This is a genomic window from Burkholderia sp. R-40 (assembly GCF_049942845.1).
Classification (GTDB): domain Bacteria; phylum Pseudomonadota; class Gammaproteobacteria; order Burkholderiales; family Burkholderiaceae; genus Burkholderia; species Burkholderia ambifaria.
The window spans coordinates 1,143,716-1,157,362 of the sequence record NZ_CP187967.1; the positions used below are offsets into that span (position 1 = coordinate 1,143,716).

A 13,647-nucleotide genomic window follows, 5' to 3' on the forward strand; every position below is an offset into this window, starting at 1 on the left:
GCTCGCCACCCGGCATCGTCCGCGTATCACGGCGGGCGCTGACATGGCGATCTACGGCATCGGCACCGACGTCGTCCAGATAAGCCGCATCGCGGCCGTGCTCGAGCGCACGGGCGGACGGTTTGCCGAGAAGGTGCTGGGCCCCGACGAGCTGCGCGTGTTCCACGCGCGCCGCGCGCGCTCCGAGGCGCGCGGCATCGCGTTCCTCGCGACGCGCTTTTCCGCGAAGGAAGCGTTCTCGAAGGCGATCGGGCTCGGCATGCACTGGCCGATGACCTGGCGCGCACTGCAGACCCTCAACCAGCGCAGCGGCGAACCGTACGTCGTCGCGTCGGGCGAGCTGGCCGACTGGCTCGCCGCGCGGGGCATCACCGCACGCGTGACGGTCAGCGACGAACGCGACTACGCGGTGTCGTTCGTAGTCACCGAGACCGACGCCGCACCGCCGCCTGCCCCCACATCTGTTTCCCGAACCACTTCCTGACGGACTTCCCGATTCGATGAAAACGACTCCCGGCCCGGTCATGCTCGACGTCGTCGGCACGGCCCTGTCGCGCGACGATGCGCGGCGCCTTGCCCATCCGAACACCGGCGGCGTGATCCTGTTCGCGCGGCATTTCCAGAACCGCGCGCAACTGACCGCGCTGACCGATTCGATCCGCGCGGTGCGCGAGGACATCCTCATCGCCGTCGATCACGAGGGTGGCCGCGTGCAGCGGTTCCGCACCGACGGCTTCACGGTGCTGCCCGCGATGCGCCGCCTCGGCGAACTGTGGGACCGCGACGTGCTGCTCGCGACGAAGGTCGCCACCGCGGTGGGCTACATCCTGGCCGCCGAGCTGCGCGCGTGCGGGATCGACATGAGCTTCACGCCGGTGCTCGACCTCGATTACGGGCACTCGAAGGTGATCGGCGATCGCGCGTTCCATCGCGACCCGCGCGTCGTCACGCTGCTCGCGAAGAGCCTGAACCACGGGCTGTCGCTCGCGGGCATGGCGAACTGCGGCAAGCATTTCCCGGGGCACGGCTTCGCGGAAGCCGATTCGCACGTCGCGCTGCCGACCGACGACCGGCCGCTCGATGCGATCCTCAAGCAGGACGTCGCGCCGTACGACTGGCTCGGGCTGTCGCTGTCCGCCGTGATTCCCGCGCACGTGATCTACACGCAGGTCGACAAGCGGCCGGCCGGTTTTTCGCGCGTGTGGCTGCAGGACATCCTGCGCGGGCAGTTGGGCTTCACCGGCGCGATCTTCAGCGACGACCTGTCGATGGAGGCGGCCCGCGAAGGCGGCACGCTCACGCAGGCGGCCGACGCGGCGCTCGCCGCCGGTTGCGACATGGTGCTCGTCTGCAACCAGCCGGAGGCGGCCGAGGTCGTGTTGAACGGGCTGAAGGCGCACGCGTCGGCCGAGTCGGTGCGACGCCTGAAGCGGATGCGCGCGCGCGGCAAGCCGCTCAAGTGGGACAAGCTGATCGCGCAGCCCGAGTATCTGCAGGCGCAGGCGCTGTTGAGCAGCGCACTGGCGTAAGCGGGGAAGGGCGGCGCGATGCCGCTCTTCCGTTGCTGAAAACGAAAAGCCGCGCATTAGCGCGGCTTTTTTCATCGGGGCGTGAAGCGCGGGGCGATACGTCTTTGCGCAACTAACCGTCAACTCTCGCTAGCGCCCCCGACAACGGCGGCCCGGTCAGTTGACCTTCATCCGCTGCAGCTTGTTGTACAGCGTCTTGGGGCTGATGCCGAGCAGCGTCGCCGCGCGATGGCGCGTGCCGCCGACCGCGTCGAGCGTCGCGCGGATCAGCAGATCCTCGACGTCGGACAGCGGGGTGCCGACCTTGATCTGCACGCTGCTGCCGTTCAGTGCGGCGCCGGCCGCGAAGCTCGCTTCGCCCGCGCGCAGCGTCTCGATGAAGTCGCCGGACGCGTCATAGGCGAAGCGCACGCGCTCCTGCAGTTCGCGCACGTTGCCGGGCCATTCGTAGGACAGGCATTCGCGCACGAAGCCCTGCGCCGCGCGCTTGTCGGTCGTGCCGCGGCCGGTGGCGCGCGCGTCGCGGTTCAGTTCGTCGATCAGGGAATCGGCGATGGCGAGCGCATCGCCGTCGCGCTCGCGCAGCGGCGGCATCGTGATCGATGCCGCATCGAGACGCAGCCACAGATCCTCGCGCAGCAGGCCGTTCGCGACCGCGTCGCGGGCCGAGCGGCGCGTGGTCGCGATCAGCCGGAAGTCGCTCGCGATCGAGCTCGTGCCGCCGATCCGCATGAAGTTCTGCGAGTCGAGCGCATGCAGCAGCGCCTCCTGCAGCACGAGCGGCAGTGCGGTGATCTCGTCGAGGCACAGCGTGCCGCCGCCGGCCTGTTCGAACAGGCCCGATTCGCGCCGCTCGGCGCCGTCGAACGCGCCGCGCTCATGACCGAACAGGATGCTGTCGAGCGACGCGCCGTGACGGCCGGCTTGCGCGATCGTGCGGCAGTCGAACGACACGAACGGCCCCTTGCGGCGCCGGCTCAGGTCGTGCAGCGTGCGCGCGGCCAGCTTCTTGCCGGTGCCGGCCTCGCCCGCGAACAGCACGGCCGTTTCGGTGCCGGCGTTGTGCTCGATCATGTCGTACACGTGCTGCATCGCCTCGCTGCGGCCGACCAGCGCGCCGAAGCGGCCGAGGTGGCGCAGCGACGCACGCAGCGTCCGCACTTCGTCGATCAGTTCGTAGGGCCGCGGAATCCGGGCCAGCAGGCTGCGCAGGCGCGGAATGTTGATCGGCTTGAGCAGGTAGTCCCAGATGCCGTGACGCAGGCCCTCGATCGCGCTCTCCACCGTCGCGTTGCCCGTCAGCACGATCACCGGCAGCGACCCGTTCGGCTGCTGCTGCGGCAGATGCTGGAGCAGGTCGAACCCGCTGCCGTCCGGCAGGTTCAGGTCGACGAGGACGACGTCGGGAATCGAGCGGCCGAGCGCCGTGCGTGCCTCGGCGAGCGACGTGGCCGTGTCGACCGAGAAGCCGTCTGCGGCAAGCAGCGCGGTCAGGCCGGACAGACTGTTGGGATCGTCTTCGACAATCAGGGCGTGTGGCATGGTGGACGCGAGTCGAGTCAAGAGAGGCGGGCTGTCGGCCGTCGAGCCAGCCGCAGCCGCATGTCAGATTAAAGACTGATTTTATGCCCCGCTGCACGCCTGACGGGCATTATTTCTCCATCGCTATAAAACAGTTACCGATGATACAAATTGAATACCTTTAGTGCTGGATTTTGTGTTGCCTATGGTGCCGGAGCCTCTGTTGCCGTTGACGGCAGGCAAATAAAAAGCGCCCCGCAGGGCGCTTTGTTCGATACGGAAATCGCAGGCGATTACGCGCGGCTGCGGTATTCGTTCGTGCGCGTATCGATTTCGATCTTGTCGCCGGTGCTGCAGAAGAGCGGCACTTGCAGTTCGAAGCCCGTTGCGAGCTTGGCGTTCTTCAGCACCTTGCCCGACGACGTGTCGCCCTTGACGGCCGGTTCCGTGTAGGTGATCTCGCGAACCAGGATCGTCGGCAGTTCGACCGAGATCGCCTTCTCGTTGTAGAACACGACTTCGCAAGCCATGCCGTCTTCGAGGTAGTTCAGCGCTTCGCCCATCATTTCCGCTTCGACTTCGTACTGGTTGTAGTCGGCGTCCATGAACACGTACATCGGGTCCGCGAAGTACGAGTACGTCACTTCCTTGCGGTCGAGCATGACGACGTCGAACTTGTCGTCGGCCTTGTAGACCGATTCCTGACCTGCGTTCGTCAGCAGGTTCTTCATCTTCATCTTGACGACGGCGGCGTTACGGCCCGACTTGTTGTATTCCGTCTTTGCGATGACCCATGCGTCGCTGCCGATCTGCACGACGTTGCCTACGCGGAGTTCCTGTGCGGTCTTCATAAAAAACTGTCCTGATCCAATCAAATAAATAGATGCTTGAGCGTTGCGCAACGGCTGACGGCGCAAGCGGGAGGGTTCCGATGGGCGCCAAGCGCCCCTTGAACGCGAGCGCTTGCGTGGTCAGCCGTCGGATAACCGCTTATTTTAACTGAGATTTTGCGAATTCCGCCAGCTTTCCGGCGAGATCGCCGACGCTCGCCAACTCATCGGCCCAGCGGGCCGCGTTGGCGTCGAGTGCGGCACGATGCTGGAGCAAATCGCCCCAGTCGGGCGTGCCGACGCCGTTCCACGCATGCCAGAAGCGCTCGAGCGCCGTGCGCGGCGCGTCGGCGAGGCCGGCCGACAGGTGCGCGAGCGCGGCGTCGAGCTTCGGCAAGTGCGCATCGTCGGCCTGCGGGTAGATGTGCCACACGAACGGCTTGCGAACCCATTGCGCGCGGACGAACGAATCCTCGCCGCGCACGAAATTGACGTCGGCTACCCACAGCAGCCGGTCAAAGTCGGCTTGCGGGACGAACGCGAGCCCGTATGCGGTCAGGTTGCCGTTCGTCGCGCGTGCGCCGGCGCCGAACGATTCGACCCCGAAAAAGCGCGCGACGGCGGGAGACACGCGGCCGGCCGGCACCAGCGCGACGATGGGCGACGGGCTGTCGCGCCACTGCGCGAGCAGTGCGTCGACGGCCGGGTTTTCATACGCGAACAGGCTGACGACCGTCGTGCCGGGCGCCGGCGGCGCGTCGCCGGTCGCCTGCCGCCACCACGCGGCACGCGCCGCCGCGTCCGCGTCGAAGGCTGTGCGGCGCGCGTCGAGGTCGCGTTCTTTCAGCACGCCGCCCGTGCCGGCCGACAGCCCCGGGAAGAAGAACGTCTTCAGCAACGGGTAGCGCGGATGCGGCGACGGACGCAAATGGAAATCGGCGACCCAGTCCTCGGCGCTCAGATATTCGAGATTGATCCACACAGGGCGGCGCGTGCGGCGCGCCATCGCCGCGAGATACGCGCCGGGCAGCTCGCATGCGAACGCCTCGATCACGACATCGGCGATCTCGAGCGCATCGCCGACTTCCGCATGCCAGTGTTCGACCACGATGCCGTCGAGCGTCTGCCGGGGCGCCTCGGGATCGACGCCCGCCTGCAGCCGCGCGAACGTGTGAAGGTCGTCGATGAAGAGGCGCACCTGCCAGCCGTGTTCGTGCGCGAGCTGGCGCGCGAGGCGCCAGCACACGCCGACGTCGCCGAAGTTGTCGATCACGGTGCAGAAGAGGTCGCATGCGATCGGCTCGTCGGGCGCGAGCGGTGAAGCGGAAGCGGGGGCAGGGGCGGTGCGGGGCATCGATGCGGGCGGTGAATGCTCTAAACTGGCGATTCTAATGGACCCGTTCCGCGCCACAAGGCCCCCGGATCACGCATGACATCCCCAGAAGCCGTCGACATCCCGTTCGAACCGAAGAAGATCCTCGCCCAGTTGCCGCACATGCCGGGCGTCTACCGCTACTACGACACGGCGGGCGCCGTGCTTTACGTCGGCAAGGCGCGCGACCTGAAGAAGCGCGTGTCGAGCTATTTCACGAAGACGCAGCTGTCGCCGCGCATCGCGATGATGGTCACGCGCATCGCGCGCATCGAGACGACCGTCACGCGCTCCGAGGCCGAGGCGCTGCTGCTCGAGAACAACCTGATCAAGGCGCTCGCGCCGCGCTACAACATCCTGTTTCGCGACGACAAGTCGTATCCGTACCTGAAGCTCACCGCGCACCGCTTTCCGCGCATGGCCTACTACCGCGGCTCGGTCGACAAGCAGAACCAGTATTTCGGACCGTTCCCCAGCGCGTGGGCCGTGCGCGAGAGCATCCAGATCCTGCAGCGCGTCTTCCAGTTGCGCACCTGCGAGGATTCGGTCTTCAACAACCGCACGCGGCCGTGCCTGCTGCATCAGATCGGGCGCTGCACGGCGCCGTGCGTCGGCGCGATTTCCGCGGACGACTACGCGATCGACGTGTCGAACGCCGCGCGCTTCCTGCTCGGCCGGCAGTCGGAAGTGATGAAGGAGCTCGAGCAGAAGATGCACGCGTTCGCGGCCGAGCTGAAGTTCGAGCAGGCGGCGGCCGTGCGCAACCAGATGAGTTCGCTCGCGACGGTGCTGCACCAGCAGGCGATCGAGGTCGGCAGCGACAGCGACGTCGACATCCTGGCGGTGGTCGCGCAGGGCGGACGCGTGTGCGTGAACCTGGCGATGGTGCGCGGCGGCCGGCATCTTGGCGACAAGGCCTATTTCCCGGCGCATGTCGAAAGTGCGCTGACGCTTGCCGAGGGCGGGCTCGGCGACGAAACCGACGGCGCGGATGGTGCCGACGAAGCCGCCGCGGCGTTGCCCGGCGAGCCCGCGGACGAAGCTGCTGGCGCGCGAGACGCGGCGCCGTCGGCGTCGGGCGCATCGTCGGCATCGGTCGAGGCCGAGGTGCTCGATGCGTTCATCGCGCAGCACTATCTCGGCAATCGCGTGCCGCCCGTGCTGGTCGTGAGCCATGCGCCCGCGAGCCGCGACCTGCTCGAGCTGCTGTCCGAGCAGGCCGGTCACAAGGTTTCGCTGGTGCGGCAGCCGCAGGGGCAGCGGCGCGCATGGCTGTCGATGGCCGAACAGAATGCCCGGCTCGCGCTTGCGCGGCTGCTGTCCGAGCAGGGCTCGCAGCAGGCGCGCACGCGCGCGCTCGCGGAGACGCTCAGCTTCGAATGCGACGATCTCGCGATGCTGCGGATCGAGTGTTTCGACATCAGTCACACGATGGGCGAGGCGACGCAGGCGTCGTGCGTCGTCTACCACCATCACAAGATGCAGTCGGGCGAGTACCGTCGCTACAACATCACCGGCATCACGCCGGGCGACGATTACGCGGCCATGCGGCAGGTGCTGACGCGCCGCTACGAGAAGATGGTCGAGCAGGCCGCGCAGGCGGCCGCCGCCGACGCGGCAGCCGGCATCGACGGCGAATCGACGCGCGAGGCCGAGGCGTCGAGTTTGCTGCCGAACATCGTGCTGATCGACGGCGGCAAGGGACAGGTCGAGATCGCGCGGCAGGTATTCACCGAGCTCGGGCTCGACACGTCGATGCTGGTTGGCGTCGCGAAGGGCGAGGGGCGCAAGGTCGGCCTCGAGACGCTCGTGTTCGCGGACGGCCGCACGCCGCTCGAACTCGGCAAGGAGAGCGCCGCGCTGATGCTCGTCGCGCAGATCCGCGACGAGGCGCACCGTTTTGCGATCACCGGGATGCGCGCGAAGCGGGCGAAGGCACGCCAGACGTCGCGGCTCGAGGAGCTCGAAGGGGTCGGCGCGAAACGCCGTCAGCGGCTGCTCGCGCGATTCGGCGGGCTGCGCGGCGTGGTCGCCGCGAGCGTCGAGGAACTGGCGAGCGTCGAGGGTATCTCGCACGCGCTCGCCGAGCAGATCTACAAGCAGCTTCACTGATCCAGGCCGTGCGACCGGCCGCGCCTGCCCGCGCTCTCGCGTTCTTGCGTCCTTGTAGCAGGCCGGTCGACACGGCACAATTGCGAATCCCTTACTGACCCGCATGCCATGCCGTTCAATTTCCCGATTTTCCTGACGTGGGTCCGGATCGTGCTGATTCCGCTCGTCGTCGGCGTGTTCTATCTGCCGGACACGGTGATGGGCGGCGCGCACCGCAACCTCGCGGCAGCGGCGATCTTCATCCTCGCCGCGCTGACCGACTGGTTCGACGGGTTTCTCGCCCGCAAGTGGAACCAGACGTCGTCGTTCGGCGCGTTCCTCGATCCGGTCGCGGACAAGCTGATGGTGACGGCCGCGCTGCTGATCCTCGTGCAGATTTCGCGGGTCGATGCGGCGATCGCGCTGGTGATCGTCGGTCGCGAGATCGCGATCTCGGCGCTGCGCGAATGGATGGCCCAGATCGGTGCGTCGAAGAGCGTCGCGGTGAACCAGCTCGGCAAGTTCAAGACCGCGTGCCAGATGGTCGCGATTCCGATGCTGCTGTACTACGGCCCGCTGCCGCTCGGCATCGCGACGATCGACACGCGCGTGTGGGGCGAGTGGCTGATGTATCTCGCGGCGGTGCTGACGATCTGGTCGATGCTGTACTACATGAAGCTCGCATGGCCGCAGATCCGCGAGCGCGGCGGCGCATGACGTGATCGTCCGATTCGATCGCACCGGTTTTTGTAAAAAGGGCTGGAAAAGCTCTTGACACACGAATGTGCCTTCGCCATAATCTCGCTTCTCCGCTGCACGACGAAGTAAGTGTGTGACGGAAGCAGTAGGCAGCAATACGCGGGAGTAGCTCAGTTGGTAGAGCGCAACCTTGCCAAGGTTGAGGTCGCGAGTTCGAGACTCGTCTCCCGCTCCAGATTTTTCTGGCAGCGTGTTGTACGGCAAAGCGCTGCAGATGCAGGACATATGCGGGAGTAGCTCAGTTGGTAGAGCGCAACCTTGCCAAGGTTGAGGTCGCGAGTTCGAGACTCGTCTCCCGCTCCAGATTTTCTGGCAGCGCGTTGTACGGCAAAGCGCTGCAGGTGCAGGACAATGCGGGAGTAGCTCAGTTGGTAGAGCGCAACCTTGCCAAGGTTGAGGTCGCGAGTTCGAGACTCGTCTCCCGCTCCAGGTAATGGGGAAGCCTCGCTTCCCTTTTTATTTGATGGACTGATGGTCCTCGAATAAAAATCTGTCGCTTGCCTTCACGGCATCCGGACAGTCCGCTTTTGGCGCGATAGCAAAGCGGTTATGCAGCGGCCTGCAAAGCCGTTTAGGCCGGTTCGACTCCGGCTCGCGCCTCCAAGTAGAACGAGATAAAGCCCTGATTCGTCAGGGCTTTTCTTTTTTCTGCGTCGCTTTCATTCTTGTAATAGAGTTGCCTAGAGTGGTAAAAAGTCGCCTGTAACCAACTAAAAACCGACGCCAACCACCCGTCAATCGGCTAATTGGCAATCGAGGCGAGTTCATCTAGGCATGGCGAACAAACGACTGCGGCCGTCCGGCACGTGGGAATACACGATCAAACGGGCGAAGCTGCTACCAAAGCCACTTTCCCTGACCTTTGACACTGAGGAAGAAGGCGACGCGTACGTCGCCCGATTGGAGCAGCTGCTGGACGCCGGCATCGTGCCGGACGAAGTGGTCGAGCAACGCGAAGCGATCGCGACAACGGGGGACGCCATTCGAGCGTACCTGCGCCGCGTATCGGTCCCTGATTCCGACGTCCAGGTGCTCAATGCGCTCCTCGGACGAGCGGCCATCAAAGCAAAGTCGCTTGCGACACTCGATTACCAGTGGGTCGAGCAGTGGGTGACCGCCATGAAGCGACATGACCACCTTTCGCCGTCAACGATCCGGCACTACGTCGGTGCGTTGGCTCGCTGCTTCGATTGGGTGGTGAGATCGGGCACGCCGATGTTGGCGACTAACCCTCTCCGCCTGCTCCCGAAGCGATACGCAACCTACACTGATGAAGATCGGGTCGCGGTCGAGGCGCAGGATGTCGACGCGAAAGAGGACGTACACCGGGATCGGCGGCCGAGCGAGGCGGAGCAGGCCGAGATTCGACGACTGATGGCCGGCGGGAAGCCAAACGGCCGCGAGCGTGCGTTCGATCTCCCGTACCGGCCGGCGCTGGTGTTCCTTTTCGAGCTTGGCATCGAGTCCGCCATGCGGATGCGGGAAATGTACACGCTGGAGGTCGACCAGTTTGATGTTGCTCGGCGGACGGTCTCCCTTGAGAAGACGAAGAACGGCAGCAAGCGCTCGGTGCCGCTCACGACGATCGCGATAGCCGCGTACGAGCGGTACATCGTCGCCGTGAATGGCGGCGATCCAGAGATGAACGGTTTCACCTTCGACTCCGGCCGCTTGTTCCCGTGGGTTGGCGCTATGGAGGCGTCGATGCGGGCCGAGGGCGTGCAGCTGCTCAAGCGCAAGGTGCTTGCTCGCGTCTCGTCCCGGCTATCGGCGCAGTTCGGGCGGATATTCGACGCGGCAGGTTGCTCGGATCTTGTGTTCCATGACCTGCGGCACGAGGCGACGTCGAGGCTGTACGAGCGTACGACGTTGAGTGACGTTCAGATCGCGAAGATCACGGGACACACGAATCCCAAGGTCTTGATGCGGTACGCAAACCTGCGGGGGAGCGATCTCGCCGAAAGGCTTTGGTGAGACCCCGGCCGGGTGGCCGGGGTGGGTCTGGAGCGATCACGCGGCCATTGCGGCCGGTGCGTCCATTTCGGGGAGGCGTGGAAGGGGGCGTGCTTTGCGGCCGGGCCGGCGCGGGTCCGTCTGCGAAAGTTGCTTTCGGATTGCCTTGTCGACTCGGGCGTCAGTTGCTGGCGATCCGCACCGGATCTGTTCGATCCGCTTCTGCGTTTGCGCCTGCACCTGTTCACGTAGGTAGGCCACGACGTCGTCCTCCAGAAAGACCCATGCTCGGCCGATCTTGGCACCAAGGATGTCGCCCCGATGGACGATGTCGAGCAGCGTCGTGCGGTCGATCTTCAGGAATTCCGCGCACTCGATCAGGTCAAGCGTCCTCACGCGTTACCTCCTCGATCTGCAGTGATGCGGTCGCGCCATTGCTCCAGTTGCTCGATGTATTCGGCGTGCGTCGGGTGATCCGCGACGGTAAGCCAGCATTCGTGGCTGCTGAAGGCGCCGCCGCTGATCGCATGTGCGCTCAACCGGTTAGCACTGATCTGCGCGGCGAGATCGGTAAGTGCGGTGACAAGGTGATCAACTGTGTTTGCCTGCAGTTCGAGACGAAACTGGACTGCGCGCTTCGGAGGCGTTGTCATCGGCTAACGCTCCCCATTATCGAATGGCGCTGACGATACGATCGAGCTTGCCGTCGATCTCCAAGATCGCCAATGCTTGCATTGCGGTTGCCATGCGTTCGAGGACGGTGGCATAACGTTCAAGGCGGTCAATGTCGGCCGTTTTCAGGAGACGTTGCATCGTGTCGCCGAGTTCGTTTGCCGACTTCCGAACACTCCCCGCCGCTTTTTTCGTCGACTCAGAGACTTGCTTCTCGGCATCGATCATGCGGGACAGCGAGCGTTCGAAGAGGGCGATTGCATCTTGCGTGGTGGATTCAGCCTTTGCGAAATCGGTGTTCATGTCTTTAAGTCGGCGTTGAAAGTAGTGAGAGTCGGCGTTGATGTAATTCGCAACCATCGTCAGCGTATCGAGGTTGCTAAAAAGAGGGCCTTTGCTGTCTTGCCTGATTGGCTTAAGTCCGTACACTTCGGCCGGATTGTTCCGTGATGGGATCATTTCAATTCGAATCCTTGGTTCTTTGAATCTGGCTCACGTTGCGGCAGTGCACGGCCAAGCTGCATCAGGCCGGTTTCCAGCGTGATCCCGGCGGTTGCTGCCCAGGTGCGCGCATCCTGCGCGGCCTTGTGGCGGGCGAACGAGCCGATCTCGTCGGACATCAGGTCAAGCAGTTCGATGTCGGCCGCGTGCGAGATCTCAGCGATCAACGCGCGGATTTCGACGCGAAGGGCGTCGAATCGCGCGAGTCTGCCTTGGCGGGTATCCGCCAAGGCTTCGTTCATCTGGATAGGTTTGCGCCGCGCGAGCGGCGCTTCGTCTTTCTGGATAGCTGTTGCGGGCGTCAGCCCGTCGTTGTTCGACTGCATCGACGTACCGTTGACGCTCGCCAGTGCGATAGCCGGGCGCTTCTTCGCGTGTTCCCGCTTTCGCGGCAGCGGACGTGGGGTAGAAAGGGCCGGGCGCGAGGTCAATTTGCGGCTCCTGTCGGGAACGGCCATGCGGACGCGGGATCTAGACCGGGCTTCGCTTTTCGCGCCGGGAATGCAGCTGTCAGCAGCTCCGAGTTCGATTTGATCCGACGCTTATGCTCGATGGCCGTCAATACGTCACTGAGGTCCGGGCGTTCCCCTTTGGCGGTGGCTGCGGAGAATTCGGCGGTCATGTCGGGGTCGGGCATGGCGATGATCTCGTGCGCCCACGCGAGGATCTGCTTAAACGCGGCTTGCTCTGCCTTGGTCTGCCCGTGGACGGGTGACTTGATGGTGTCGATCAGCCGCGCAGCGCCAGAGCGAATGGCCTGAACGCGTGTCCACACTGCGCGCGTTTGCGGAGATACCTTCAGAGGTTCGCTCGCAAAGCTGGTCCCGGTGTTGTATTCGATCGCATAAATCCATGCTCCGGGACTCGGTTGCGCGATGCGAATATGAGCGAGGGGGCCCTTGATACGACCGGATCGTTCGGGTCCACGCACGCACTCGACGGGCTTGCACCCGCCGTTCTCGTCCGGCTCCGTGACCGGCCAGACCTTTCGCGATGTGGGGTCGTCCAGTAGCTCAGTGAGAGGCAGCAGCGCTGCATGAACTGCTTCGATCGTCGGCTTTGCCAGTCGGCCAAAATTCTTGTCATGGAGTACAACCTGCAGGGCCTGGAAAAGTTGCTTTGACTGCTTCTCGCTGATCTTGGCGGGGGCGCTTTGCCGCGACGCTGCCTGCATCGGCGCCTGCGGCTCGATGGTGGCTTCCGCGGTCGTCGACGCGGCGAGCGGTGCGGCGTTGGCGGGGGCTGCGTGCTCGGGCGAGGGTTCCGGCTTGGGCTGCCTATCGAGCAGGGGCGCTGCTTCGAGGTACTTCTTCGTCACCTTCGTCTTGCCGGCTTCAGCGGCTTTGGCGATCCCGACGACGATGCGTTCGAGCGCCTTGTCGCCGCCGTGCAGGCGGATCTGCTCAATCGCCAGTGTGCCGGTACATTGGCCCTTCCGTACGAGCTGATGCAGTTCAGCCGGTGCCCGTTCGAGCAGACCGACGTCGCGGATCGTTTGGTCAGTGACATTCAGGCGCTTGCAGATGGCGGCTAGCGTCATACCGTGAATGTCACGCAGCTCTGCAACGGCAGCGGCCAGATCAAGCGGCGACGACGATTTGCCGTTGTTGCTGAGATAGCCGTCGATCACCATTTCGGCACGGTTGACCGTCTTGGCGTCTCGGACAACGACCGGGATCTTGCCGATGTCCTTGCCTGCTTCAATTGCCTTGCCGGCCGCAAGATAGCGGTGCTGTCCCTTATACACGTACAGCAGATCCTTGCCGGCGACCTTTCGTGCGTAGCAATGGAGCGGCGAACCTTTGTCGTACCCGTTCTCCATCATCAGTGCAGTGAGGTGCGTCACCCATTCGGGATCGACCGGTCGGATGTTGTCGGACGGGTCATAGTGAAGTTGTTCGTACGGGACCATCCATAGATCCGCAGACGTTGCGCCGGCCGCTGCGGCTGCGGCCTTGATGTTGCCGGTCGGGATCGGCGCGGTGAGGTCGAGCTGTTGCGTGCGGTCGTCCATTACGCGACCTCCTGCGTCGCCGCCGTCCGCGTCTTGCTACGCGTCTTCGCTTTATCGATCGCACTCGACGCCTCGACACCCGCTGCGCGCTTGGCGTCGCGCAGGCGCTTGATTGCGTCGGCGCAGTTGCCTTCGTCCGGAATCGATATCTGCCGGCGGGCGATCTCTGTACCGTCGAGGATCAAATATTCCGTATGTACGCTGTCCGGGAGCGGGCGGCGTCCGACTATGTACTTCCCGATCAGAATCGGGGTCGACGGACGGCGAGCGTTTCGGTCGTATCGCGTGATGGTGCGAAGCGAGAGGGTATCTCGACGTTCGACATCGAAGAGGGGTTCGGCTTTGATTTTGATGCGCGGCATGGTGGTCTCCATGACGCCGGGGTCGCTTGCCCCGGCAGGGTCG

The 13,647-nt window shown here is 64.5% G+C and carries 14 protein-coding genes and 4 tRNA genes; 9 read left to right on the plus strand and 9 right to left on the minus strand.

The window, feature by feature from the left end; translation table 11 throughout:
* Positions 1–43: 43 nt before the first annotated feature.
* The gene (acpS, locus tag ACP26O_RS05325; RefSeq protein ID WP_175664031.1) at positions 44–484 is read left to right on the plus strand and encodes a holo-ACP synthase; all 441 of its coding nucleotides are present in this window, start codon (positions 44–46) and stop codon (positions 482–484) included.
* A 16-nt stretch (positions 485–500) separates the two neighbouring features.
* Positions 501–1,529: a beta-N-acetylhexosaminidase gene (gene nagZ / locus ACP26O_RS05330; protein WP_175664030.1), complete on the plus strand. Its 1,029-nt coding sequence runs from the start codon at positions 501–503 to the stop codon at positions 1,527–1,529.
* A 156-nt stretch (positions 1,530–1,685) separates the two neighbouring features.
* Here nagZ and ACP26O_RS05335 read toward each other — a convergent pair whose 3' ends face one another.
* From ACP26O_RS05335 to earP, 3 genes are all read right to left on the minus strand, one after another.
* Positions 1,686–3,071, minus strand: coding sequence for a sigma-54-dependent transcriptional regulator (locus ACP26O_RS05335; protein WP_175656041.1), 1,386 nt, complete (start codon positions 3,069–3,071; stop codon positions 1,686–1,688).
* Between the two features lie 272 nt (positions 3,072–3,343).
* The gene (gene efp, locus ACP26O_RS05340) at positions 3,344–3,901 is read right to left on the minus strand and encodes an elongation factor P (protein ID WP_006751871.1); all 558 of its coding nucleotides are present in this window, start codon (positions 3,899–3,901) and stop codon (positions 3,344–3,346) included.
* Positions 3,902–4,040: 139 nt separating this feature from the next.
* Positions 4,041–5,234, minus strand: coding sequence for an elongation factor P maturation arginine rhamnosyltransferase EarP (gene earP / locus ACP26O_RS05345; protein ID WP_175664029.1), 1,194 nt, complete (start codon positions 5,232–5,234; stop codon positions 4,041–4,043).
* A 75-nt stretch (positions 5,235–5,309) separates the two neighbouring features.
* On the opposite strand from earP, the gene uvrC reads away from it, so the two are divergent.
* The 7 genes from uvrC to ACP26O_RS05380 all read left to right on the plus strand — a co-directional run bounded on the left by uvrC (position 5,310) and on the right by ACP26O_RS05380 (position 10,076).
* Complete coding sequence (uvrC, locus tag ACP26O_RS05350; protein ID WP_175664028.1) at positions 5,310–7,364, plus strand: excinuclease ABC subunit UvrC; 2,055 nt, start codon at positions 5,310–5,312, stop codon at positions 7,362–7,364.
* Positions 7,365–7,472: 108 nt separating this feature from the next.
* Positions 7,473–8,060, plus strand: coding sequence for a CDP-diacylglycerol--glycerol-3-phosphate 3-phosphatidyltransferase (pgsA, locus tag ACP26O_RS05355; protein ID WP_006757520.1), 588 nt, complete (start codon positions 7,473–7,475; stop codon positions 8,058–8,060).
* Positions 8,061–8,201: 141 nt separating this feature from the next.
* Positions 8,202–8,277 (plus strand) — tRNA-Gly (locus ACP26O_RS05360).
* Positions 8,278–8,329: 52 nt separating this feature from the next.
* Positions 8,330–8,405: transfer RNA gene (locus ACP26O_RS05365), tRNA-Gly, on the plus strand.
* 50 nt (positions 8,406–8,455) lie between these two features.
* Positions 8,456–8,531, plus strand: a tRNA-Gly gene (locus ACP26O_RS05370).
* A gap of 100 nt (positions 8,532–8,631) precedes the next feature.
* Positions 8,632–8,705, plus strand: a tRNA-Cys gene (locus ACP26O_RS05375).
* 171 nt (positions 8,706–8,876) lie between these two features.
* Positions 8,877–10,076 (plus strand): site-specific integrase, encoded by a 1,200-nt coding sequence (locus tag ACP26O_RS05380; RefSeq protein ID WP_426356298.1) that lies wholly within the window; start codon positions 8,877–8,879, stop codon positions 10,074–10,076.
* Positions 10,077–10,112: 36 nt separating this feature from the next.
* Here the strand turns inward: ACP26O_RS05380 and ACP26O_RS05385 are convergent, their stop codons facing one another.
* Genes ACP26O_RS05385 through ACP26O_RS05410 form a run of 6 tightly spaced genes read right to left on the minus strand, consistent with a single transcriptional unit; the run spans position 10,113 to position 13,604 of the window.
* On the minus strand, positions 10,113–10,451 hold the full coding sequence (locus ACP26O_RS05385) for a helix-turn-helix domain-containing protein (protein ID WP_074800689.1): 339 nt from the start codon (positions 10,449–10,451) through the stop codon (positions 10,113–10,115).
* Complete coding sequence (locus ACP26O_RS05390; protein WP_426356299.1) at positions 10,448–10,708, minus strand: hypothetical protein; 261 nt, start codon at positions 10,706–10,708, stop codon at positions 10,448–10,450. The genes ACP26O_RS05385 and ACP26O_RS05390 overlap by 4 nt, the downstream gene beginning before the upstream one ends.
* Before the next feature lie 16 nt (positions 10,709–10,724).
* On the minus strand, positions 10,725–11,186 hold the full coding sequence (locus ACP26O_RS05395) for a hypothetical protein (protein WP_176016910.1): 462 nt from the start codon (positions 11,184–11,186) through the stop codon (positions 10,725–10,727).
* Positions 11,183–11,659: a hypothetical protein gene (locus ACP26O_RS05400; RefSeq protein WP_426356300.1), complete on the minus strand. Its 477-nt coding sequence runs from the start codon at positions 11,657–11,659 to the stop codon at positions 11,183–11,185. The genes ACP26O_RS05395 and ACP26O_RS05400 overlap by 4 nt, the downstream gene beginning before the upstream one ends.
* Entirely contained in the window at positions 11,656–13,242 is a 1,587-nt protein-coding gene (locus tag ACP26O_RS05405; protein WP_426356301.1) for a ParB/RepB/Spo0J family partition protein, read from the minus strand. Before ACP26O_RS05405 ends, ACP26O_RS05400 begins: the two co-directional genes overlap by 4 nt.
* Positions 13,242–13,604, minus strand: coding sequence for a beta-hexosaminidase (locus ACP26O_RS05410; RefSeq protein WP_426356302.1), 363 nt, complete (start codon positions 13,602–13,604; stop codon positions 13,242–13,244). Before ACP26O_RS05410 ends, ACP26O_RS05405 begins: the two co-directional genes overlap by 1 nt.
* Positions 13,605–13,647: the final 43 nt, after the last annotated feature.